We start from the raw sequence: 22,558 nt of genomic DNA on the forward strand, positions 1-22,558 counted from the left end.
TCGTGCCACTGACCAGCGCCGGTGCCGGTTCGTCGACGGACGGGGGGCGATGACGGACCGTTTGCGGCTTGCGTGTTGCCCGTCCGTGACGCGCGACAGGCGAAGGGTTTACCGCAGACCGCGACGATGACGCCGGCACCCGCACCGATGCGTGGTGGATGTTCGGATTGACGAACGGCGCGCTTTGTTCGAAACGAACGCCGTCGCGGTTCCGCCGCTACGACGCCTCCCGGCATACGGGTTTCGATTCGTATGTTCCACCCGGCGCGTGGGCTATAAATGGTTGGGTGTACCGGTGCTTGTCGGGCGCCTGCGCGTCTCGCGCAGGGTGGCGTCGCGGCTGCCGGGGGAGGTGCACCGTGGTTTGCCAGACGCTTGCTCGCGCCGTGCTTCGCACCGCGTTGATCGGGGGCGTGTTTGCCGGATGTTTGCCGCCGCCCGCCGCCGTTGCCGGTACCCTCGCGCCGCACGCTGCACCGCCGGCGATGAAGGCGCGGCCACCCGCCGCGCCTTACGCGATGCCGGTCGACTTCCCGGCGATCGTCGAGCGCTACGGCCCGGCGGTCGTGACCATCCTGGCCGCCACACCCGATCCGCAAACCGGCGGGCCGGCCTTCGCCGCCCTCGATCCTGACGATCCGCTCGCCGCGTTCTTCCGGCACGGCGCGCCGCCGCCCGCGCAGGGGCCGCAGGCGTCGGCGCCCGATACGGCGCCGCGCGCGGTGTCCGGCAGCGGCTCGGGCTTCATCGTCAGCGCCGATGGCCTGATCCTCACGTCCGCGCATGTGGTCGACGAAGCGACCGACGTGACCGTGCGGCTCACCGACCGCCGCGAATTCAAGGCGACGGTGCTGGCCGTCGATCCGCAAAGCGATGTCGCTGTGCTGCGCGTCGACGCGACGAAGCTGCCGTTCGTGCGCGTCGGCGATTCGTCGAAAGTCCGCGCGGGCGAACCGGTGATGACGATCGGCGCGCCGGACGGGTCGGGCAACACGGTCACGGCCGGCATCGTCAGCGCGACGTCGCGCCGGTTGCCGGACGGCAGCGCATTCCCGTTCTTCGAGACCGACATCGCACCGAACCCGGACAACTCGGGCGGCCCCGTGTTCAATCGCGCGGGCGACGTGATCGGCATCGCGGTGCAGGTCTATACGGGCGCCGACCGCTACGCGAGCACGACGTTCGCCATCCCGATCGCATTCGCGGCAAAGATGCGCGCCCAGTTGCGCGCGCAACAGCAGGCGCAGATGCAGGCGCAACAGCCTCAGGCGCCCGCGCCGGGCGCGCCGCCGTCCGCCAATGCGTTCGGCGTCGACGTGCAGGACGTCGGCGTCGGCCTGGCTGCGGCGTTCGGGTTGCCGCGTCCGGCAGGCGCGCTCGTCAACGGCGTCGCGCCCGGCTCGCCGGCCGCCGCGGCCGGCCTGAAGCCCGGCGACGTGATCGTGAAGGTGGGCGACAAGGCCATCGGTCGCTCGGCCGAACTGAACGACCTGGCCGCCGCGCTGCCGCCCGGCGGGAAGGCGCCGCTGCGCGTGATCCGCAACCGTGCGCCGGTGAAGCTGACGATCACGGGCGCCGACGACGCGGGCGGGAGCGCGGCCGCGACAGTCGGCATGGTCGCGCCGAAGGCCGCCGCGCGGCCGGGGCCGGGGCCGGGCGCCGGCGAGCCCGGCGACACAGGTGACCACGGCGACCGTCTCGGGCTGACGATGCACGCGTTGAGCGACGACGAGCGCCGTTCGACGGGGCTGGCAGTCGGAATGATGGTGGACGCGGTCCACGGCCCGGCCGCGCGCGCAGGCATCCAGCCCGGGGACGTCGTGCTGGAGCTCAACGACACGCTGCTCGAGACGCCGGACGACGTGCAGACGCTCGAAGCGAGCGGCGGCAGCGTGATCGCCGTGCTGATCCAGCGCAACAACGCGCGGAAGTTCGTGTCGGTGCGCGCGCGTTAGGGCGTTGACGCGGCGGGCGTCATCCGCCTAACATCGTCCGGTATCGCTGGCGGTCCGCCACGCATTCAGGAGCCATTCGGCATGAAAACGGCTTGCTTCATCGTAGTAGTCCACAGGCGCAGGGTCCGGTAGCGGCACCGCGCCGGCACCCATGCGCCCCCGACTCGTTCGGGGGCTTTTTTTTGTGTTGCGCGCGGCCGTGCGGCCCGTGCGCGGGAGGGCATCCGTTTGTCATCGAACCTGTCGACCGCTTCCGACCCGGCGTCGCCGCGGCATGCAACGTTGATCCTGCTGTGCGCGTTGTCGGCCCTGCCGCTGAGCCTGTTCCTGCCGTCGCTGCCGGCGATCGTGCGCGACCTGCACACCGACTATGCGCTCGTCGCGCTGTCGCTCGGCGGGTATGCGGCGGTGGCCGCGTCGCTCGAATGTGTGACGGGGCCGCTGTCCGACCGGTTCGGGCGGCGGCCGGTCGTGCTGACGAGCGTCGCGATATTCGCGCTCGGTTCGCTCGGCTGCGCGATGGCGACCGATATCCGCGTGTTTCTCGGCTGCCGGCTGATGCAGGCGGCGATCACGTCGGTTTATCCCGTGTCGATGGCGGCGATCCGCGACACCGGCGGCGGCGCGCGCGCGGCGAGCCGGATCGGCTACGCGGCGATGGCTGCCGCGTTCGCGCCGATGCTCGGCCCGACGCTCGGCGGTGCGCTCGACCAGACGGTCGGCTGGCGCGCGAGCTTCTGGTTGCTGGCCGCGGTCGGCATCGTGCTGTTCGCCTGGTGCGCGCTCGATCTCGTCGAAACCCATACGCACCGGCCGTCGAGCTTCGGCCAGCAGCTTCGCGCGTATCCGGCGCTGCTGCGTGCGCGCCGTTTCTGGGCCTATGCGCTGTGCATGGCGTTTTCGACGGGTGCTTTCTATGCGTTCCTGGCCGGCGCGCCGCTCGCCGCGAAAACGCTGTTCGGCATTGCGCCGGCGGAGATCGGCTTCTACATGGGGACGATCACGGCCGGCTTCGTGTGCGGCAGCTTTCTGGCCGCGCGGGTCGCGCGCCGCCATGCGCTGGCCACGACGATCCTGTGCGGGCGGGTCGTGGCGTGTGCGGGCCCGCTGATCGGCCTCGTGCTCGTGTTCGGCGGCGCGACGCACGCGCTCGCGTGGTTCGGGCCGTGCGTGCTGGTCGGCATCGGCAACGGGCTGAGCAATCCCGGCGCCCATGCGGGCGCGGTGTCGGTGCGGCCGGAGCTGGTGGGGAGCGCGTCGGGGCTGGCCGGCGCGATGACGATCGGCGGCGGCGCCGCGCTGTCGTCGTTGACGGGCGCGCTGCTGACCCCCGGCAACGCGGGCTACCTGCCGCTCGCGATGATGCTGCTGTCGTCAGCGGTCGCGCTGGCGGCCGCCGTGTGCGTGCGGGCGTTCGACGGGCAGGACGCCGGGCGGTGAGCGCGGGTGCGCCCCGGTACCGGCGCGCAGCGGAATGACGGACAATCCGCCGCATGCCGGGAGACGACGCACGATCCGCGCGCCGCGTGTCCCGACGAGCACGAAGGGCGACTGGACGAGGATGCGATGAGCGACTTTTCTGATTTCCAGCGAGACATTGCCGATGCCGCGAGGGCGACTTTCAGGGCGCTGCGGGCGTTGCACCCGGACGAGCATTTCTACGCGTTTGCGTTGTACACCGACAGCGGCGCGATGACGGTGGTGCCGGCAGCCAATTCGGTCGAAGGGCTGCGCCGGATCCGCGCGCAACAGGCGATTCCGGACGACGATCCGTGGTTCGTGTGGGGCGTTGCCGAGTGGGCGTACGCGGCGGCCGAGGCGTCGCCGTTCAACGCGATTTGCGGCAGGCTGGCCGACGAAGTGCTGAGTCCGCAGTTCGTCCTGTCGCGCTTCACGGAATTTTCGCGGCAACTGCACGCCGACATGATCGAGGCATTGCGGCTGCTCGATCGCGACGGCGTATTCGGCACGGGCGACGACCGCGCGGCCATCACGCTGTTCGTGTCGATCAGCGACGACGACGCGGCCGAGGCGCTGGAAAACGCATCGGCGAAAGCGCTGAATCCGCCGGCCGTCGCCGACGCCTTCCTGCGCCGCTACGACTGACCGGCATCGGGATCCCGCACGGCGGCCCGGGCAGGCCCGCCGCGCGTGCTGCGTTACGGCTTCGCGCCGACCACGAATTCGAACGTCGCGATGCCGTCGACGCCGCCCGTCACGCGGTCGCCCGGCTGCAGCGCGCCGACGCCGGCCGGCGTGCCGGTGAAGATCAGGTCGCCGGCCTTCAGCTCGACCGAGCGCGACACGTACGCGATGACGTCGGGCACGGCCCAGATCATGTCGGCGAGGTCGCCTTGCTGGCGCGTGTCGCCGTTGACCGCGAGCCAGATGCGGCCGGTTGCCGGGTGGCCGGTGGCCGTCGCCGCGCGCAGCGCGGTCACCGGGCCCGACGCGTCGAAACCTTTCGCCCAGTCCCACGGCCGGCTCAGCTTCTTCGCTTCGGCCTGCAGGTCGCGGCGCGTGAGGTCGACGCCGACGCCATAGCCCCATACGTGCGACAGCGCGTCGGCCGGGTCGATCGACCGGCCGTCCTTGCCGATCGCGACGACCAGCTCGATTTCGTGATGGAGGTCGTTCGTCAGCGGCGGATAGGCGACCGTGCCGCTGGCCGGGACGATCGCGTCGGCCGGCTTCGTGAAGAAGAACGGCGGTTCGCGGTCGGGGTCGGCGCCCATTTCGCGGGCGTGGTCGGCGTAGTTGCGGCCGACGCAGAATACCCGGCGCACCGGAAAGCGCGCGGACGACTGTTCGACTTCGACGGAAGGACGCTCGGCGGCGTCGATGACATAGGCGGACATCGGAGGGCCTCGTTCGGTAGGAAGACGGATGGCCGGCACACCGCGCCGGCATGCGTGCAACGATACCCGACGTGCGTTCGCCCGGATGCGACGCAACTGCGTTTTACCGGGACAAAACTACGCGTCGGCGGCCGGCTGCGTGTCGTCGTCGGCGGGCAGCGCGGCGTTCGCGTCGCGGTACGCCTTCGGCGACACGCCGACCCGCGCGCGGAAGCGCCGCGCGAAATACCCTTCGTCGCGGAAGCCGACCGAGCGGGCGATGTCCGCGATGCGCCGGCTGGTATGGGCCAGCAGCGACTGCGCGAGCGCGATCCGGCGCTCGGTCACGAGATCGGTGAAGGTGCTGCCGGTTTCCTTGCGCACCAGGTGCGCGAGGTAGTTCGGCGACAGAAACGCGGCTTCCGCGGTCGCGGCGAGCGTCAGGTCCTCGCGGGTCAGGTTCGCGCGCACGTGGCGCAGCACGCGGGCCAGCGCGTCGCGCCGGCCGGCACGCTGGGCGCCGCGCTGCGCGAGCTTGTCGAGCGCACCCGCGTACTGCGTGCAGACGAGCCCGATCAGTTGCAGCAGGTAGCCGCGCAGCAGCGTGGTCGAGCCGAACGTGCGCACGCGATCGGTGTCGAGCATGCACAGCGCGAGGCGGCGCGTTTCGTCGTACGTATCGCCGGTCAGGATGAAATCGAGGTGCTCCTGGAAGCGGAACGGCGTCAGTTCGGGGAAGCGGTGCGCGGGCACGTCCTCGAGATCGAGCGGATCGACGTCGAGATCGGCGCGCAGGAACGCCTGGCTGAAGTTGATCACGATGAAATGCGCGCCTTCCGGATGCGGGATCAGGTGCTCGCGGTGCGGCAGCACGAACGCGAGCGCGCCGCGCGGAAACGGCCGCGTGACGCCGCCGATGCGCTGCTCGGTGTCGCCGCCGAGGTTGAACTGGATCTGGAAATACGCGTGCCGGTGCGGCTCGGTGATCGCCTGGCGCGACGCCTGGTCGCGGATGTAGAAATCGAGCCGGTCGCTGCGTTCGGGCATCCCGTACAGGCGCGGCGGGGCGGTGGAGGGCATGAAGGATTCTGCTGTTGGTGACGCGGTGGAGCCGCGATGGTACAGCGAAATCGGTCTGCCCCAGGCTTCGGCCGGAATCGGGGGCCGCCAGCGCACCCCCGTGGCCGATCGGGGCGGGGTGAACGACCCGAGTCCCGTAAACGTCCGGGCGGCATCGCTGGCGCGGGCACGTTCGCCGCCGGCCGCGGCCGGACCGGAACGCCGCTTACTGGGCCGTGTAGCCGCCGTCGACCATCAGCGACGCGCCGTTGACGAACGACGCCTCGTCGCTCGCCAGGAACAGCACGGCGTTCGCGACTTCCTCCGCTTTGCCGAGACGCCCGATCGGATGCAGCGCGATCAGTGCCGCTTTCTGCGCATCCGGCAGGTGTTTCAGCAGCGGCGTGTCGATGTAGCCGGGGCACACGGCGTTCACGCGGATGTTGTGCTGGCCGTAGTCGATCGCGAGCGTCTGGGTGAGGAGCTTCACGCCGCCCTTCGCTGCGGCATAGGCCGTCACGCCCGATTTTCCGACGTGGCTGTGGATCGAGCCGCAATTGACGATGACGCCGCCGCCTTGTGTATGCATCTGCTGAATCGCATATTTATCGCAAAGATAAACGCCGGTCAGATTGATATCGATCGTCTTTTGCCATGCGGATTCGTGGAGCTGTTCGATCCGGTCGTCGTCGGCAATGCCGGCATTGGCGAACATGATGTCTACGCGGCCATAAACCTGCACGGTTCTCGATATCAGGTTCTGAACGGATTCGCTGCTCGTGACGTCGGTCTGGATATAGAGCGCCTGCCCGCCGTTTTCGCCGATGTCGGCGGCGAGCAGCGCGCCCTTGTCGGTCAGATCGGCAATGACGACCTTGGCGCCTTCCCGGGCAAACGCGCGGACAGTGGCCTCGCCAATGCCGCTTGCCCCGCCAGTCACGATTGCTACTTTGTTGTCGAAACGCTTCATCGGATTCCTCGAGATCATGTTGTTCGTTTGAAAGGAAGTCAGGCTATCAAAATCCGGGAAGAGGTGTATTGAGGCGGCTTAACGCGTGGAGCAGCAAGGCCGACACTCCGGTCGGTGAGCGGGCCGTACGCAAGGAATGCAGCGCATTTCCCATTCGGGAATGCGAGAGCGCCTGGAAAGGACAGTCGAGCACAGTCAAAAAGTGTTACGGCAGGCCGAGTCAAATGCCCTGAAGCGCAATGTGCATGTGCATCCGCATTGGGCGGAGGCGCCATTGGCGATGCGCTTGAAATGGGGCGTCCAGCCTGTGTTTCGGAACGCAATCCAGACGAGCCGAGCCGCTACGCGACGGGGTGTCAGACTTGCCGTTGAAGTAGGCGTATCGCCGAACAACGGTGCGCCGCACCCATCGCTCATCGGTCGAGCTGCGGCGCGACCCGGCGCCGCAGCTCGGGCACGACTTCAGCGTCGAACCACGGATGGTGCTTGAACCATGCCTGATTGCGCGGCGACGGATGCGGCAGCGGCAGGATCGCGGGGCCGTAGTCGCGCCACGTCTGCACGGTGTCGGTCAGCGTCGCCTTGCGCGTGTCGCGCAGGAAATGCCGCTGCGCGTACTGGCCGATCAGCAGCGTGAGCCGGATCGACGGCAGTTCGGCCAGCAGCCGGTCGATCCACAGTGGCGCGCATTCGGGGCGCGGCGGGTTGTCGCCGCTCGCGCCGCGGCCCGGGTAGCAGAAGCCCATCGGCACGATCGCGAAGCGCGTCTCGTCGTAGAAGGTGTCGGCGTCGACGCCGAGCCAGTCGCGCAGCCGCTTGCCGCTCGCGTCGTCCCACGGGATGCCGCTCGCATGGACGCGTGCGCCCGGCGCTTGCCCGACGATCAGGATGCGGGCGTCGCGATGCGCGCGCACGACCGGGCGCGGGCCGAGCGGCAGGTCGGCTTCGCATACGCGGCACGCGCGGATTTCGGTGAGCAGCACGTCGAGCGGCGCGCGCGTTCGTTTCGGCATCGATTCAGAGCGGGGACGGAGTGGCGGCACGGATACAAAGGCGTCCGGGCGGCGCGGGGAACCGGTGCAGGCCGGCGCATCGCGTCGGATGCTCGGCATGTCGCTGCACGGCGGCGCTACGGTCCCGGCATCCCGTGTCGGAATCAGTTCGCGGCCGCGCCGCCTTCGGCGACCGCAGCATCATACAACGCGGTCTGCGCGATCGCCGCGGCGATCCCCGCGTCGTCGTGCGCACCGTCGAGCATGCCCCAGCGCCGGTATTGCGACAGGAACCACAGGCCCTCGCGCGGATCGGGCCGGTTCACCGCGCCGCCGTCGTGGAAGCGGATCGGCAGCGGCGGCGTCGCGAACGGCCCCGCGCCGTAATCGCCGAGCAGGCGCGGCGCGATCAGCCGGGCCGGCACGCCGAGCGCGTCGGGCGACGCGAGCCAGTCGGCCGCGTCGCGGCGGTGCGCGGCGCTGTCGAGCCACGCGCACGCATCGACGAGCGTGCGGACCAGCGCGCGTGCGGTGGCCGGATACAGCGCGACGAAATCGCGTCGGGTCGCGAGCACCTTCTCCGGATGATCGGGCCAGATCTCGCTCGTGACGGCGACGGTGCGGCCCGCGTCGCATGCTTCGGCGACCGCGTGCCACGGCTCGCCCGCGCAGAAGCCGTCGAGCTCGCCGCCCGCGAGCGCGGCAACCATCTCGGGCGGCGGAATCACGACGCTGCGCACGTCGCGCAGCGGATCGACGTCGTGCGACGCGAGCCACGCGTTCAGCCACATCGCGTGCGTGCCGGTCGGGAAGGTCTGCGCGAGCAGCGGCTTGCGGCCGAGCGTCGCGAAGGCGGCGCGCACGCTGGCGGTTTCGCGGTAAGCGTCGGCGAGGCCGCGCGACAACGTGATCGCCTGGCCGTTGCGGTTCAGCACCATCAGCGCGGCCATGTCGGTCTGCGGGCCGCCGATGCCGAGCTGCAGCCCGCACACGAGCCCGTACAGCGCATGCGCGGCGTCGAGCTCGCCGCTGAGCAGCTTGTCGCGCACGGCCGCCCACGACGGCTGGCGGCTCAATTCGAGCGTGAGGCCGTGGCGCGCGCCGAGGTTCAGGCGCTGCGCGACGATCAGCGGGGCCGCGTCGCTCAGCGCGACGAAGCCGAGGCGAAGATGCGCGCGTTCCGGCGCGGCGGGAGGGGAGGTATTCATAGCGCTCATGGCTGGGGTGACGCGTCGAGCAATTGTCGCGCGACGTCGACGATGCGCAGGCCCTGATCCATCGCGCGCTTGCGCAGCGCCGCATACGCGTCGTGTTCGGACAGCTTGCGCTGGTCCATCAGCACGCGTTTCGCGCGGTCGATCAGCTTGCGCTCCGCGAGTTCGCGCTCGACGTCGGCCAGCCGGCGGCGCAGCGCGTCGTCGTGCGAGAAGCGCGCGAGCGCGACTTCGAGAATCGGCGCGAGGCGCTCGGCCGACAACCCTTCGACGAGATACGCACTGACGCCCGCGCCGACCGCCGCGCGGATCAGTTCCTGGTCGGCGTCGTGGCTGAACATCAGCACGGGGCGCGGCGCGGTCGCATGCATGACCGCGAGCTGCTCGAGCGTGTCGCGCGACGGCGAATCGGTGTCGATGATCACGACGTCGGGGCGTTGCTCCTCGACGGCCGCCGGCAGGCGAGCGGGCGTCGCGACGTCGTTCAGCATCTCGTAGCCGAGGCGCGCGAGCGCGTCGCCGAGCTCACCGATCGGCTTGTCGGTGTCGGTGACGAGCAGCACGCGCAGGCGGGCGGGCGGGACGGGCGAACTCATGGCGCGAACGGGGACGAACAGGCTTCGGTGCAAGGGTTGAAAAGCGTTTGCGAGGCGAGGCGGGATGCATTCGGCGCATCGGATCCGCATCGCTGGCAGCCGACGCGAACGCGGCTGCGACGATCGGGAAGGGCAGGCGGACGGCGCCGCGGGACACGGTGCATTACGCGGCCCGGGACAGCATCGCGTCGGCTGCGCCGTCGGCGCATTGCACGGCGGCCTCGCCGATCGCCCCGCCGACGAGCATCACGGCCGGGCTGCCGAGCCCGGCCGCCGCGATGCCGTGCGCGAGGCCGCCGAGCGTGCCGGTCCAGCGGCGCTCGTGCGGCGTGCCGGCCCATTGCACGGCGGCGGCCGGCGTCGACGCTGGGAGCGCGGCGAGCAGACCCGCCGCGATGCTGTCGACGCGGCTCATCCCCATGTAGATCGCGAGCGTGGTGCCGGTCGCCGCGAGCCGTGCCCAGTCGGGTTCGCCGTGGTCCTGGCGATGCGCGGTGACGAACGTGACGCCCTGGCAGTGCTCGCGGTGCGTGAGCGAGATGCCGAGGCTCGCGGCGGCGGCGAATCCCGACGAGATGCCGTTGATGATCTCCACGGGAATCGCGGCGGCGCGCAGCGTCGCGAGTTCTTCGCCGGCGCGGCCGAACAGCAGCGCATCGCCGCCCTTGACGCGCACCACGTGCGCGCCGCGCAGCGCGTAGCGGCGCATCAGCTTCTCGATGAACGCCTGCGGCGTGGAGCGGCAGCCGCCGCGCTTGCCGACGCGGATCACGCGCGCCTGCGGCGCGAGTTCGACGATGCCGGGCGCGACGAGATCGTCGAGCAGCAGCACGTCCGCGGCGGCCAGCGCCTTTACCGCCTTCAGCGTGAGGAGATCGGGATCGCCGGGGCCGGCGCCCAGCAGCGTGACTTTGCCTGTCGTCATGTCGTGTTCCTGTGCCGCATCGCATCCCTGCGGCGGTCTGATAACGCGTTGTTGCGCGGCGGCGGCGGGCGGTCGAAACGCACCGGCATCCGGCCGTGCCGTGCACGGAGGGACGCCGTTGTCCTGGAGGGCCCGCCATGAAGGGCGAGCAGGGTTTTGCGGGACTGCCCACCGGCGCCGTTGCCGGTGTGATGCATCGGGTTCAGCAATATCCGGGCCAACCGGCGCAACGCGCGGCCATCGCGTGCCGTGACGCGCCGCGCGATGGCCGCACGCATGCATGCGCTTGCCGCGCACGGTCCGTCGCCATGCCGCATCGGCGTGCATCGTGCGCCGCCCGCGCGCACCGCGATGTCGCACGACGCCAGTGCTGCAGCGCACCACATCTGTGCCTCGCTGCATCACGACGCATCGCGCGCGATGCGCCGGTTCGCGTCGCGTATTGTCCGGCAAGCCTTGTGCAACAGGGTTCTCGGCCCGATTCGAGCCGATATGGCACGGCGTTTGCGTAAGCGGGTCCGGGCGGATCAATGGCGATTCGTCCGCAGTACCGAATACTGACGCGCCCGGCAACGGGCTTCATGGGCAACGGCGTCCTACGCATCAGGTCTCGACGAGACCGGGTGCGCAGGACGCCGTTTTTCGTTTGGCGGATGACATGACCGACAAAGCTACCCGTATCGATCTCTTCAGCCTCCGCACCGCGCCGATGCGCGCGTTCCATCTGACGTGGATGGCGTTCTTCGTATGCTTCTTCGCGTGGTTCGCGTGCGCGCCGTTGATGCCGCTGATTGCGCGCGAATTCCATCTCACCGCGGCGCAAGTCGCGAACATCAACATCGCCGCGGTGGCCGCGACCATCGCCGTGCGGCTGCTGGTCGGTCCGATGTGCGACCGCTTCGGCCCGCGCCGCGTGTATGCCGGGCTGCTGCTGCTCGGCGCGATCCCCGTGTTCGCCGTGTCGTTCACGCACGATTACCTGTGGTTCCTGATCTGCCGGCTCGGCATCGGCGCGATCGGCGCGGGCTTCGTGATCACGCAGTACCACTCGTCGGTGATGTTCGCGCCGAACGTGGTCGGCACCGCGAACGCGACGACGGCCGGCTGGGGCAATGCCGGCGCGGGCGCGACGCAGGCGCTGATGCCGCTGCTCGTCGCCGCCGGCCTGATGCTCGGCTTCGGCGAGGACTCGTCGTGGCGCATCGCGCTGGTCGTGCCGGGCGTGGCGATGCTCGTGATGGCGTGGGCGTACTGGCGCTTCACGCAGGACTGCCCGCAAGGTGACTTCGTCGCGCTGCGCAAGCAGGGCGTGACGGTCGACAGCGGCAAGAAGGGCGGCTGGGCGAGCTTCTTCGCGGCGTGCGGCAACTACCGCGTATGGATGCTGTTCGTCACGTACGGCGCGTGCTTCGGCGTCGAGGTGTTCATCCACAACATCGCCGCGCTGTACTACGTCGATCACTTCAAGCTGTCGCTGAAGGACGCGGGTTTCGCGGTCGGGATGTTCGGGCTGCTCGCGCTGTTCGCCCGCGCGCTCGGCGGCTGGCTGTCCGACAAGATTGCCACGCGGCGCAGCCTCGACGTGCGCGCGATGCTGCTGTGCGCGCTGATCATCGGCGAAGGGCTCGGGCTGATCTGGTTCTCGCATGCGCAAGGCATCGGCATCGCCCTCGTCGCGATGCTGACCTTCGGGCTGTTCACGCACATGGCGTGCGGCGCGACCTATGCGCTCGTGCCGTTCATCGACCGCAAGGCGCTCGGCGGCGTCGCGGGGATCGTCGGCGCGGGCGGCAACGTCGGCGCCGTGGCCGCATCGTTCCTGCTGAAGGGTGTCGGCGACGTGCAGCAGACGCTGAGCCTGCTCGGCCTCGCCGTTACCGCGACCGCATTGTGCGCGATGGCCGTGCGCTTCAGCGAAGAACACAAGGCGCGCGAAGCCGAACTGCGCGATCGTGCGCTGGCCGCCGCCAGCGCCGCGAACTGATCGACCGAAGGAAACGCCATCATGAAACTCATCGTCATCGGCCACGGCATGGTCGGCCACAAGCTTCTCGAATGCGTCGCGGCGCAAGCCGGCACGGCCGGCGCGCTGGAGATCACGGTGCTCGGCGAGGAACCGCGCCCGGCCTACGATCGCGTGCACCTGTCGGCGTTCTTCGCGGGCAAGTCGGCGGACGACCTATCGCTGGTCGAACCCGGCTTCTTCGAGCGCCATCCGCAGTTCGACCTGCGCCTGAACGCGCAAGTCGCATCGATCGACCGCGCCGCGCATACGGTCACGCTCGCATCGGGCGAAACGCTCGCGTACGACAAGCTGGTGCTCGCCACGGGCTCGCGTCCGTTCGTGCCGCCGGTGCCGGGCCGCGATCGAGCGGGCTGCTTCGTGTACCGGACGATCGAGGATCTCGAAGCGATGCAGGCGTGCGGCGCGCACGCGAAGCGCGGCGTCGTGATCGGCGGTGGGCTGCTCGGCCTCGAGTGCGCGAAGGCGCTGCGCGACATGGGGCTCGACACGCACGTCGTCGAATTCGCGCCGCGCCTGATGGCCGTGCAGGTCGACGACGGCGGCGGCCGGATGCTGCGCGCGAAGATCGAGGCGCTCGGCGTGACCGTGCATACCGGCAAGAACACGATCGAAATCGTCGACGGCGATGAAGGCACGCACCGGATGGCGTTCGCCGACGGCACGCATCTCGACACCGACATGATCGTGTTCTCGGCCGGCATCCGCGCACGTGACGAACTGGCCCGCGCGTGTGGGCTCGACATCGGCCCGCGCGGTGGCGTTGCGATCGACGACGCGTGCCGCACGAGCGATGCCGACATCTATGCGATCGGCGAATGCGCGGCCTGGAACGGCATGGTGTACGGCCTCGTCGCGCCAGGCTACGACATGGCGCGCGTGGTCGCGAAGCAGGTCGCCGGCGGCATGGACGAGGCGGTGGAGACTGCATTCGCCGGCGCCGACATGAGCACGAAGCTGAAGCTGATGGGCGTCGACGTCGCGAGCATCGGCGACGCGCACGGCACGACGGCCGGCAGCCGCACGTACCAGTACGCGGACGAGCGCCGTCAGGTCTACAAGAAGCTCGTGGTATCCGACTGCGGCAAGTACCTGCACGGCGCGGTGATGGTCGGCGACGCGTCCGAATACGGCACGCTGCTGCAGATGATGCTGAACCGCATCGAGCTGCCCGAGTCGCCGGAATTCCTGATCCTGCCGTCGGCGGACGGCGCGGCGAAGCCGGCGATCGGCGTCGACGCGTTGCCGGAAGGCGCACAGATCTGCTCGTGCAACAACGTGTCGAAGTCGCAGATCTGCACGGCGGTAGCCGATGGCGCGACGAGCCTCGGCGCGCTGAAGACGTGCACGGGCGCGGGCACGTCGTGCGGCGGCTGCGTGCCGCTCGTCACGCAGATCATGAAGGCCGAGATGAAGAAGCAGGGCCTCGCGGTCAACAACCATCTGTGCGAGCACTTCCCGCATCCGCGCCAGGAGCTGTTCCACCTGATCCGCGTCGAGCGCATCACGACGTTCGACGCACTGCTGCACAAGCACGGCCGCGGGCTCGGCTGCGACGTCTGCAAGCCGGCCGTCGCGGGCATTCTCGCATCGTGCTTCAACGAGTTCGTGCTGAAGAAGGAGCACGCGGGGCTGCAGGATTCGAACGACTACTACCTCGCGAACATCCAGCGCGACGGCACGTATTCGGTGGTGCCGCGCATGCCGGGCGGCGAAGTCACGCCGGCAGGGCTGATCGCGGTCGGCCAGGTCGCGAAAAAATACGGCCTGTACACAAAGATCACGGGCGGCCAGCGCGTCGACCTGTTCGGCGCGCGCGTCGAACAACTGCCGTCGATCTGGGAAGAATTGATCGCCGCCGGCTTCGAATCGGGGCACGCGTACGGCAAGGCGCTGCGCACCGTGAAGTCGTGCGTCGGGTCGACTTGGTGCCGCTACGGCGTCGACGATTCGGTCGGCCTCGCGATCGACCTGGAGAATCGCTACAAGGGGCTGCGCGCGCCGCACAAGATCAAGTTCGGCGTGTCCGGCTGCACGCGCGAGTGCGCGGAAGCGCAGGGCAAGGACGTCGGCGTCATCGCGACCGAGAAGGGCTGGAACCTGTACGTGTGCGGCAACGGCGGGATGAAGCCGCGCCACGCGGAACTGCTCGCGTCCGATCTCGATCGCGCGACGCTGATCCGCTACATCGACCGCTTCCTGATGTTCTACGTGCGCACGGCCGACCGCCTGCAACGCACCAGCGTGTGGCGCGACAACCTCGAAGGCGGCCTCGACTACCTGATCGACGTCGTCGTGCACGACAAGCTCGCGATTGCCTCCGAACTCGAAGCCGACATGCAGCACGTGGTCGATACCTACGAGTGCGAATGGAAGCGGGCCGTCACCGATCCTGATACGCGCAAGCGCTTCCGCCACTTCGTGAACAGCGACGCGCCGGATACGACCATCGAATTCGTCGAGACGCGCGGCCAGATCCGTCCCGCGACGCCTGACGAGCGCGCGGGCGGCAAGCCCGTGTCGATTCCCGTCGTCGCCGAACCCGCAACCGTTTGACCCTGACCGACGCCAGCGTCTTTTCCAAGGAGCCCATCATGAACGATCGTCTTCCGCTGTCCTGGACCCGCGTGTGCGCGCTCGACGACATCGTGCCGAACACCGGCGTGTGCGCGCTCGTCAACGGCGAGCAGGTCGCGGTGTTTCATGTCGCGCACGCCGACGGCGGCGTGTTCGCGATCGACAACGTCGATCCGGTGTCGCAGGCGGCCGTGATGTCGCGCGGGCTGATCGGCAGCCTCGGCGAGCGCGTCGTCGTGGCGTCGCCGCTGTACAAGCAGCATTTCGACCTGCGGACCGGTGAATGCCTGGAAGCGCCCGACAAGTCGGTGAACGCGTATCCGTCGCGGGTCGAGGACGGCTTCGTGTGGATCGCGGCCTGAACGCCCCGGAGCACGCATGACCGCCACTCCCGTCAAGAGCGTGTGCCCGTACTGCGGCGTCGGCTGCGGGATGGTGCTGCACGTCGAGGACGGCGAAGTCGTCAAGGTGTCCGGCGACGCCGACCATCCGACCAACTTCGGGCGGCTGTGCACGAAGGGTTCGTCGGCGCACGTCGCGCTGCGCCGCTCGGGGCGGCTCGACCGCGCGTTCGTGCGCCGCGCGCGCGAGGACGACCTCGTGCCGCTGCCGGCCCGCGACGCGATCGCCGAGACCGCACGGCGGCTGCGCGCGGTGCTCGATACGCACGGGCCCGATGCGCTGTCGTTCTACGTGTCGGGGCAGATGTCGATCGAGGCGCAATACCTCGTCAACAAGCTCGCGAAGGGCTTCGTCGGCACCAACAACATCGAGTCGAACTCGCGGCTGTGCATGGCGAGCGCGGGCACCGGCTACAAGCAGTCGCTCGGCGCGGATGGCCCGCCCGGGTCGTACCAGGATTTCGATCGCGCGAACCTGTTCTTCGTGATCGGCGCGAACATGGCCGACTGTCACCCGATCCTGTTCCTGCGAATGATGGATCGCGTGAAGGCCGGCGCGAAGCTGATCGTCGTCGATCCGCGCCGCACCGGCACCGCCGACAAGGCCGACCTGTTCCTGCAGATCCGGCCCGGCACCGATCTCGCGCTGACGAATGGGCTGCTGCATCTGCTGCATGCGAACGGCCGCACCAACGCCGCGTTCGTCGACGCTTACACCGAAGGCTGGGACGCGATGCCTGCGTTCCTCGCCGACTACACGCCCGAGCGCGTCGCCGAGATCACGGGGCTTGCCGAAGCCGACCTTCGCACGGCCGCGCAATGGATCGGCGACGCGCAGGAATGGATGAGCTGCTGGACGATGGGGCTCAACCAGAGCACGCACGGCGTGTGGAACACCAACGCGATCTGCAACCTGCATCTCGCCACCGGCAAGATCTGCCGCCCGGGCAGCGGGCCGTTCTCGCTGACCGGCCAGCCGAACGCGATGGGCGGGCGCGAGATGGGCTACATGGGGCCCGGGTTGCCGGGCCAGCGCACGGTGGCCTCCGACGACGACCGCCGCTTCGTCGAGAACCTGTGGCGCGTGCCGGCCGGCACGCTGCGCAAGGAGACGGGACAGGGCACGGTCGACCTGTTCGCGCGAATGGCGGCCGGCGACATCAAGGCATGCTGGATCGTCTGCACGAACCCGGTCGCGACCGTGCCGAACCGGCGCAACGTGATCGCCGGGCTGCAAGCCGCGGAGCTCGTGGTCGCGCAGGACGCGTTCCTCGACACCGAGACCAACCGCTACGCGGACATCCTGCTGCCCGGCGCGCTGTGGGCCGAGGGCGACGGCGTGATGATCAACTCCGAGCGCAACATGACGCTGATGCCCGCGGCGGTCGCGCCGCCCGGCGACGCGCTGCCCGACTGGCGCATCATCGCGGAAGTCGCGCGCGCGATGGGCTTTGGCGAGGCGTTCGACTATGCGTCGGCGGCCGACGTGTTCGACGAGATCGTCCGTTTCTCGAATCCGGCGACCGGCTACGACCTGCGCGGCGCGAGCCACGCGGCGCTGCGCGACGGGCCCGTGCAGTGGCCGGTCGCACCGGGCGCCGCGCGCGAGCGGCACCCGATCCGCTACCTGAACGACGGCGTGAGCCAGACGCTGCGCACCGCAGCCGACGGCCGTGACGCCCCGCGCATCGCGTTCCCGACGCCGTCGGGCAGGGCGCGCTTTTTCGCGCGGCCGCACGTCGATCCTGCCGAGCTGCCCGACGACACGTTCCCGATCGTGCTGAACACCGGGCGGCTGCAGCATCAGTGGCACACGATGACGAAGACGGGCAAGGTCGCGATGCTGAACAAGCTCAACCCGCGCCCGTTCGTCGAACTGCATCCGGATGACGCGAGCGCGCTCGGCATCGCCACGAAGGTCAGCGTCGAGATCCGTTCGGCGCGCGGCCGTGCGGTGCTGCCGGCCGTCGTGACCGAGCGCGTGCAGCGCGGCAACTGCTTCGCGCCGATGCACTGGAACGACGTGTACGGCGACGACCTGTGCATCAACGCGGTGACGAACGACGCGATCGACCCGGAATCGCAGCAACCCGAACTGAAATACTGCGCGGTCGCGCTGACGCGCGTCGAACCCGATGCGTTCGCATCCGTCGACGACGACACCGCGCAACCCGATGCATGCGCCGACGACGCGCGGCCCGCGCCGGCGATGGCGCAGGCCGCTGCTTCACAGGAATCCGACATGGCAGACATCGACACTTTCGCGGCTGCGCTCGGCGTCGCCGATCTCGCGCCGCCGCCGCTGACCGACACCGAGCGGCTGTACGTGGCCGGCCTCGTCAGCGGGCTGAAGGCGAGCGCCGGCCGTCGCGACGGCAGCGTGCCCGTGCTGCCGGCCGGCGCGCCGTTGACGCCGCCCGTGCGGCTCTGGCTCGACGGCATGCTCGCGGGCCTGTTCAGCCGCTCGCTGCCTGCCCACACGCCGAATGGCGCGGCGCCCGCGCTGCCGGCCGACGCCGCCGCGTCCGGCGGCGTGCGCATCGTGCGCCCGCGCCCGAAGGTCACGTTGTTGTGGGCATCGCAGACCGGCAACATCGAATCGTTGACCGAGGATTACGCGACGAAGCTGATGAACGCGGGCTTCGAGATCCGCACGGCGTGCATGTCCGACTATCCGGTCGCGTCGCTCGCCGCTGCGCAATACGTGCTGCTGATGACGAGTACGTTCGGCGACGGCGATGCGCCCGACAATGGCAGCGAGTTCTGGGACGCGTTGCAGGCCGATAGCGCCGCGCGCCTCGACGGCGTGCATTTCTCGGTGCTCGCGTTCGGCGACCGCAACTACGATCAGTTCTGCGGCCACGGCCGCCGGCTCGACGCGCGGCTCGCGGAACTCGGCGCGGCGCGTCTGTGCGCACGCGTCGATTGCGACGTCGAATTCCAGCACGATGCCGATCAGTGGCTCGAGCGCGTCGTCGCGCGGATCAAGGAGGCCGATGCCGCGCTGCACGCGGTGCCGTCCGGCGGGATGAGCCCGTCGGGGCTGCTGCCGACGAAAGCGCATCCGGCGCCGTCGAAGCTCGTCGCGAACCTGCGGCTGAACCGGCCGGGCGCCGCGAAAGATACGCGCTATGTGTCGCTGTCGACCCAAGGCGCGAACCTCGAATACGAAACCGGCGACGCGCTCGGCGTATGGCCGACCAACTGCCCGGAACTGGTCGACGAACTGCTGTCCGTCACCGCGCTGAAAGCCGATGCGCCCGTGTCGGTGGCGGGCGTCGGCGATATCCGGCTCGGCGATGCGCTCGCGCGCCACTTCGACATCACGCGCCCGCATCCGGACACGCTGGCCTTCATCGCGTCGCGCAGCGCGAACGGCGCGCTGAAGTCGCTGCTCGGCGACGATCGCAAGGGCGATCTCAAGCAATGGTTGTGGGGGCAACAACTGGCGGACGTGCTGCACGAATACCCGGTCGAGCTGTCGGGCGCGGAGCTGGTCGGCATGCTCAAGCGCATGCAGCCGCGCCTCTATTCGATCGCGTCGAGCCCGAGCGCTCACGAGGGCGAGATTCACCTGACCGTGTCGGCCGTGCGCTATCACAACGGCCGGCGCGCGCGCAAAGGCGTCGCGTCGACGTTCCTCGCCGATCGCGCGGACGACGGCCGCGTGCCCGTGTTCGTGCAGAAGTCCGCGCATTTCCGGCCGCCGGTGAACGGCGACGTGCCGATCGTGATGGTCGGCCCGGGCACCGGCGTCGCGCCGTTCCGCGGCTTCCTCCACGAGCGGCAGGCGCGCGGCGCGCGCGGGCGCAACTGGCTGTTCTTCGGCGAGCAGCACGCGCAGACTGACTTCTACTACGGCGACGAGCTGAGCGCGATGCGTGACAGCGGCTTCCTGACGCGGCTCGATCTCGCGTTCTCGCGCGACCAGGCCGACAAGGTTTACGTGCAGGACCGGATGCGCGAGCAGGGCGCCGAGCTGTTCGCGTGGCTGGAGGAAGGCGCGCACTTCTACGTGTGCGGCGACGCGGCGCGGATGGCCAAGGATGTCGATACGGCACTGAAGGCGGTCGTTGCCAAGCACGGCGGCATGTCGGACGAAGCCGCGAACGACTACGTCGTGCGGCTTTCGAAGGCACGGCGCTACATGCGCGACGTGTATTGATCGCGTGAGCGGCGGACGGCCGTCCGCCGCTTCGCTTGCAGATTACTGCTGCCGCTCCCACGCACGCGCCTGCTCGGCGCGCACGAACGCTTCCGACGACTTCGGCAGCAGATTGCGGAACGCGCCGCCGTCGCTGTCGATCACGTCGACCATCTTCGCGATCATTTCCTCCGGGTCGTGCTGTTCGAGCGGGAACGTCAGCCGCTCGGGCGTCACGGTATGCACGGCCGGATCGCGCCAACGCCGCGTCGTTTCCATCATCCGGTCGTTGAAACCCGTGCGGTACGGGCCCGGGTTCACGACCGCGACCCGGATGCCGTGCGGCGCCAGTTCCGCGTGCATCGCCTCGGCCACCGATTCGATCGCGTGCTTCGATGCGCAGTACGCGCCCGTGAACGGCCCCGTGATCAGGCCCGCGATCGACGATACGAACACGATCTTGCCGTGCTTGCGCGCGAGCATGCCTCGCGCGATCTGCTGCGTGAGTTCGAGCGGCCCGAACACGTTCACGTCGAACAGTTCGCGGACGATCTCGACCGGCAGGTCGACCAGTGCGCCGGCTTCGCCGACGCCCGCGTTGTTCACGAGCACGTCGATCTCGAATTCGGCGGCGCGGGCGCGATCGTGGGCCGACGTGACGTCGAGCTTCACCGCGCGCAATGCGGTGCCGCGCTGCGCGGCGTCGTCCGTCAGTGCGTCGATCTCGGCGGTCGTGCGTACGCCGGCGGTGACGGCGTGACCGCGTTCGGCCAGCCGCAGCGCGACTTCGCGGCCGAAGCCGGTGCCCGCGCCGGTGATGAGGATGCGTTTCTGTGCCATATGCCTACCTTGTGGAGTGAAGGGTTGCCTGAAAAAGGTCGCAGCAGTGCTGCGCGATCGCAGTGTCTTCGTCGACGCTGCCGCCCGAGACGCCGATCGCGCCGACGCAGCGCCAGTTGCCGTCGACCAGCGGTTCGCCGCCGCCGAACGTGACGAGCCCGCCGTGACTGTGCTCGATGCCGCGCAGCGGACCGTCGCCTGACATCGCGCCGAGTGCGCCGGTCGATGTGCGGAAGTGGATCGCCGTCAGCGCCTTGCGTTGCGCGAGATCGATCGCGCCGAGAAAACAGTCGTCGGTGCGTACGAACGCCAGCAGGTTCGCGCCGGCATCGACGATGGCGATCGCGACGCCGGCCACCTGCAGCGATTCGGCATGGGCGAGCGCCGCGTCGATCGTGCGGCGGGCGACGGCGAGCGGCAGTGCGGCGGTGAGCGGGTTCATGCGAGGCTCCGGTGGGACGACAGCGCCAGTGTAGACAGTTACGGTATATGGGAGAATCCGTATTCCGCTCGAAGCAGTTTCAAGTTTTTTTAATGATGGACAGACGATGAGCAGACGCGATCCGATGGCCGGCCTGCACGTGTTCATGACCGTCGCGACGGCCGGCAACTTCACGCGGGCCGCTGCCGCGCTGGGCCTGACGCCGGCGGCCGTCAGCCTGGCGATCGGGCAGCTCGAGGGCGAGCTCAACGTGAAGCTGTTCAACCGCAGCACGCGCGGTGTGAGCCTCACGGAAGCCGGCCAGCGCTACTGGCGGCAGACCGAGCCCGCGTACCGGCAGGTCATGCAGGCGCGCGACGAGCTGAAGGATGCGCGCAGCGAGCCGAACGGGCTGTTGCGCGTGACCGCGCTGCCGCTCGCGCGCTTGCTCGTGATCGCGCCGGTGCTCGCCACGTTCCGCGAGCGCTATCCCAAAGTCCGGCTCGAAATTCGCTATGAGAACGAACTCGTCGACATCGCAAAGGACGGTTTCGATGCGGGGATCCGCCTGGCCGACCGGTTGCAGCCGGGCATGATCGGCGTGCGGATTGCGCCTGCGTTGACGTGTGCGCTGGTCGCGTCGCCCGGTTATCTGGCGCGGTATGGTGCGCCGGCTTCGATTGCGCAGCTCGAGCGTCACGCGTGCATCCGATTCCGGTTCACGGAAAGCGGGCGCTTGCACAAATGGCTGCTGCACGACGGGCGGCGCGACGTCGATCTCGACCCGGACGGCGTATTCGTGACGAACGATGCCGATGCGGTGATCGATGCGGCGCGCGCGGGCGTCGGCATTGCGTTCGCGTTCATGCGCGAGCGGATCGAGCAGGACCTGCGCGACGGCACGCTCGTCGAGGTGCTGTCCGGTGCGTGCCGCACGCTGCCGCCGATGTGGCTGTATTACGTGAATCGCAAGCACGTGCCGGCCAAGCTGCGCGCGTTCATCGACGTGCTGCGCGAGCGCGATGGCCCGGACGCGGCGTAATCGCATCGGCGTGGCTCACTGCAGCAATCGATCCGGCGGCGCATGATGGCGGCTCCAGCCACGAAGCCAAGGAGTCGCGTGATGACCGTATTCCCGCATTTTCCGATTCGGACTCTGGTGATTGCCGCAACGTTGGCGGCCGCCGCGATTTGCAGCGCACCGGCCGTCGGCCAGACGTCGACGGTGCCGGCAGGTTCGGCTGTTGCGACGCCCGACAATGCGGTACTGCTGACCGTGTTCCTGAAACACGACGAGTCGCGCCCGCTCGCGGAGCTGAATGCGCAGCTTGCGAAGCAGGGGTTCTACAAGGCGTTTCCGCCGCCGGGCGTCGAGGTGGTGAGCTGGACGGTGACGATGGGGATCGGGCAGATCGTCGTGCTGCGACTGCCGGCGTCACGGCTGCGCGAGGTCAATCGCGTGCTCGAGGATACGGCCTGGGGCGTGTACCGGACGGAGTTCTATCCGACCTACGACTACAAGGCGATTGGGTTGGGGGAGCATGAGCGGGCGAAGTAACGCGCAGTGGCGTATGTCCGTACCGGCGGTGCGCCGCGGAGGGGCG

19 protein-coding genes are annotated in these 22,558 nt (G+C 69.3%); 10 read left to right on the plus strand and 9 right to left on the minus strand.

Features of this window, described 5'->3' with window-relative positions; all coding sequences use genetic code 11:
• The first annotated feature begins 359 nt into the window (after positions 1-359).
• The 3 genes from HWX03_RS19635 to HWX03_RS19645 all read left to right on the plus strand — a co-directional run bounded on the left by HWX03_RS19635 (position 360) and on the right by HWX03_RS19645 (position 4,061).
• Positions 360-1,955, plus strand: coding sequence for a trypsin-like peptidase domain-containing protein (locus HWX03_RS19635; RefSeq protein ID WP_175872337.1), 1,596 nt, complete (start codon positions 360-362; stop codon positions 1,953-1,955).
• A 228-nt stretch (positions 1,956-2,183) separates the two neighbouring features.
• Complete coding sequence (locus HWX03_RS19640; RefSeq protein WP_175872338.1) at positions 2,184-3,395, plus strand: MFS transporter; 1,212 nt, start codon at positions 2,184-2,186, stop codon at positions 3,393-3,395.
• A gap of 126 nt (positions 3,396-3,521) precedes the next feature.
• Positions 3,522-4,061 (plus strand): DUF4303 domain-containing protein, encoded by a 540-nt coding sequence (locus tag HWX03_RS19645; RefSeq protein ID WP_175821540.1) that lies wholly within the window; start codon positions 3,522-3,524, stop codon positions 4,059-4,061.
• A 53-nt stretch (positions 4,062-4,114) separates the two neighbouring features.
• On the opposite strand, the gene HWX03_RS19650 is transcribed toward HWX03_RS19645, so the two are convergent.
• The 7 genes from HWX03_RS19650 to cobA form a co-directional block, all read right to left on the minus strand.
• Positions 4,115-4,813, minus strand: a complete 699-nt coding sequence (locus HWX03_RS19650; protein ID WP_089436609.1) for a fumarylacetoacetate hydrolase family protein — start codon at positions 4,811-4,813, stop codon at positions 4,115-4,117.
• Between the two features lie 117 nt (positions 4,814-4,930).
• Complete coding sequence (locus HWX03_RS19655; RefSeq protein ID WP_175872339.1) at positions 4,931-5,872, minus strand: helix-turn-helix transcriptional regulator; 942 nt, start codon at positions 5,870-5,872, stop codon at positions 4,931-4,933.
• A gap of 205 nt (positions 5,873-6,077) precedes the next feature.
• On the minus strand, positions 6,078-6,821 hold the full coding sequence (locus HWX03_RS19660; RefSeq protein ID WP_175872340.1) for a glucose 1-dehydrogenase: 744 nt from the start codon (positions 6,819-6,821) through the stop codon (positions 6,078-6,080).
• Between the two features lie 413 nt (positions 6,822-7,234).
• A complete protein-coding gene (locus HWX03_RS19665; protein WP_175872341.1) occupies positions 7,235-7,834 on the minus strand; it encodes a uracil-DNA glycosylase family protein in 600 nt (199 codons plus the stop codon).
• Between the two features lie 143 nt (positions 7,835-7,977).
• A complete protein-coding gene (locus HWX03_RS19670; RefSeq protein WP_175872342.1) occupies positions 7,978-9,021 on the minus strand; it encodes a CmpA/NrtA family ABC transporter substrate-binding protein in 1,044 nt (347 codons plus the stop codon).
• 5 nt (positions 9,022-9,026) lie between these two features.
• Positions 9,027-9,623 carry an ANTAR domain-containing protein gene (locus HWX03_RS19675; RefSeq protein WP_175872343.1) on the minus strand — a complete coding sequence of 199 codons (597 nt, stop codon included), beginning with the start codon at positions 9,621-9,623 and terminating at the stop codon, positions 9,027-9,029.
• 163 nt (positions 9,624-9,786) lie between these two features.
• Positions 9,787-10,548 carry a uroporphyrinogen-III C-methyltransferase gene (gene cobA / locus HWX03_RS19680; RefSeq protein WP_175872344.1) on the minus strand — a complete coding sequence of 254 codons (762 nt, stop codon included), beginning with the start codon at positions 10,546-10,548 and terminating at the stop codon, positions 9,787-9,789.
• A gap of 264 nt (positions 10,549-10,812) precedes the next feature.
• On the opposite strand from cobA, the gene HWX03_RS19685 reads away from it, so the two are divergent.
• From HWX03_RS19685 to HWX03_RS19705, 5 genes are all read left to right on the plus strand, one after another.
• Positions 10,813-11,109: a hypothetical protein gene (locus tag HWX03_RS19685; RefSeq protein WP_175872345.1), complete on the plus strand. Its 297-nt coding sequence runs from the start codon at positions 10,813-10,815 to the stop codon at positions 11,107-11,109.
• Between the two features lie 97 nt (positions 11,110-11,206).
• Positions 11,207-12,532 carry an MFS transporter gene (locus tag HWX03_RS19690; RefSeq protein ID WP_175872346.1) on the plus strand — a complete coding sequence of 442 codons (1,326 nt, stop codon included), beginning with the start codon at positions 11,207-11,209 and terminating at the stop codon, positions 12,530-12,532.
• A gap of 21 nt (positions 12,533-12,553) precedes the next feature.
• Positions 12,554-15,127, plus strand: a complete 2,574-nt coding sequence (nirB, locus tag HWX03_RS19695; RefSeq protein ID WP_175872347.1) for a nitrite reductase large subunit NirB — start codon at positions 12,554-12,556, stop codon at positions 15,125-15,127.
• Between the two features lie 38 nt (positions 15,128-15,165).
• On the plus strand, positions 15,166-15,510 hold the full coding sequence (gene nirD, locus HWX03_RS19700; protein WP_175872348.1) for a nitrite reductase small subunit NirD: 345 nt from the start codon (positions 15,166-15,168) through the stop codon (positions 15,508-15,510).
• 16 nt (positions 15,511-15,526) lie between these two features.
• On the plus strand, positions 15,527-19,714 hold the full coding sequence (locus tag HWX03_RS19705; protein WP_175872349.1) for a bifunctional nitrate reductase/sulfite reductase flavoprotein subunit alpha: 4,188 nt from the start codon (positions 15,527-15,529) through the stop codon (positions 19,712-19,714).
• Between the two features lie 42 nt (positions 19,715-19,756).
• Here HWX03_RS19705 and HWX03_RS19710 read toward each other — a convergent pair whose 3' ends face one another.
• Together HWX03_RS19710 and HWX03_RS19715 are read right to left on the minus strand one after the other, a co-directional pair.
• Entirely contained in the window at positions 19,757-20,533 is a 777-nt protein-coding gene (locus tag HWX03_RS19710; protein WP_175872350.1) for an SDR family oxidoreductase, read from the minus strand.
• 4 nt (positions 20,534-20,537) lie between these two features.
• A complete protein-coding gene (locus HWX03_RS19715; protein WP_175872351.1) occupies positions 20,538-20,975 on the minus strand; it encodes a heme-binding protein in 438 nt (145 codons plus the stop codon).
• Positions 20,976-21,081: 106 nt separating this feature from the next.
• On the opposite strand from HWX03_RS19715, the gene HWX03_RS19720 reads away from it, so the two are divergent.
• Positions 21,082-21,996, plus strand: a complete 915-nt coding sequence (locus HWX03_RS19720; RefSeq protein ID WP_175872352.1) for a LysR family transcriptional regulator — start codon at positions 21,082-21,084, stop codon at positions 21,994-21,996.
• 81 nt (positions 21,997-22,077) lie between these two features.
• Positions 22,078-22,512 (plus strand): hypothetical protein, encoded by a 435-nt coding sequence (locus tag HWX03_RS19725; RefSeq protein WP_175872353.1) that lies wholly within the window; start codon positions 22,078-22,080, stop codon positions 22,510-22,512.
• The last annotated feature ends 46 nt before the right edge of the window (positions 22,513-22,558 follow it).

The organism is Burkholderia sp. BCC0397, assembly GCF_902832865.1.
Lineage (GTDB): Bacteria > Pseudomonadota > Gammaproteobacteria > Burkholderiales > Burkholderiaceae > Burkholderia.

What these genes read in the sequence shown, in the direction of transcription:
- HWX03_RS19690 (WP_175872346.1), top strand. Translation starts at nt 11,207, where the DNA reads ATGACCGACAAAGCTACCCGTATCGATCTCTTCAGCCTCCGCACCGCG.
- nirD (WP_175872348.1), top strand. Translation starts at nt 15,166, where the DNA reads ATGAACGATCGTCTTCCGCTGTCCTGGACCCGCGTGTGCGCGCTCGAC.
- HWX03_RS19720 (WP_175872352.1), top strand. Translation starts at nt 21,082, where the DNA reads ATGAGCAGACGCGATCCGATGGCCGGCCTGCACGTGTTCATGACCGTC.
- HWX03_RS19705 (WP_175872349.1), top strand. Translation starts at nt 15,527, where the DNA reads ATGACCGCCACTCCCGTCAAGAGCGTGTGCCCGTACTGCGGCGTCGGC.
- nirB (WP_175872347.1), top strand. Translation starts at nt 12,554, where the DNA reads ATGAAACTCATCGTCATCGGCCACGGCATGGTCGGCCACAAGCTTCTC.
- HWX03_RS19660 (WP_175872340.1), bottom strand. Translation starts at nt 6,821, where the DNA reads ATGAAGCGTTTCGACAACAAAGTAGCAATCGTGACTGGCGGGGCAAGC.
- HWX03_RS19675 (WP_175872343.1), bottom strand. Translation starts at nt 9,623, where the DNA reads ATGAGTTCGCCCGTCCCGCCCGCCCGCCTGCGCGTGCTGCTCGTCACC.
- HWX03_RS19685 (WP_175872345.1), top strand. Translation starts at nt 10,813, where the DNA reads ATGGCCGCACGCATGCATGCGCTTGCCGCGCACGGTCCGTCGCCATGC.
- HWX03_RS19670 (WP_175872342.1), bottom strand. Translation starts at nt 9,021, where the DNA reads ATGAATACCTCCCCTCCCGCCGCGCCGGAACGCGCGCATCTTCGCCTC.
- cobA (WP_175872344.1), bottom strand. Translation starts at nt 10,548, where the DNA reads ATGACGACAGGCAAAGTCACGCTGCTGGGCGCCGGCCCCGGCGATCCC.
- HWX03_RS19725 (WP_175872353.1), top strand. Translation starts at nt 22,078, where the DNA reads ATGACCGTATTCCCGCATTTTCCGATTCGGACTCTGGTGATTGCCGCA.
- HWX03_RS19645 (WP_175821540.1), top strand. Translation starts at nt 3,522, where the DNA reads ATGAGCGACTTTTCTGATTTCCAGCGAGACATTGCCGATGCCGCGAGG.
- HWX03_RS19665 (WP_175872341.1), bottom strand. Translation starts at nt 7,834, where the DNA reads ATGCCGAAACGAACGCGCGCGCCGCTCGACGTGCTGCTCACCGAAATC.
- HWX03_RS19650 (WP_089436609.1), bottom strand. Translation starts at nt 4,813, where the DNA reads ATGTCCGCCTATGTCATCGACGCCGCCGAGCGTCCTTCCGTCGAAGTC.
- HWX03_RS19710 (WP_175872350.1), bottom strand. Translation starts at nt 20,533, where the DNA reads ATGGCACAGAAACGCATCCTCATCACCGGCGCGGGCACCGGCTTCGGC.
- HWX03_RS19655 (WP_175872339.1), bottom strand. Translation starts at nt 5,872, where the DNA reads ATGCCCTCCACCGCCCCGCCGCGCCTGTACGGGATGCCCGAACGCAGC.
- HWX03_RS19715 (WP_175872351.1), bottom strand. Translation starts at nt 20,975, where the DNA reads ATGAACCCGCTCACCGCCGCACTGCCGCTCGCCGTCGCCCGCCGCACG.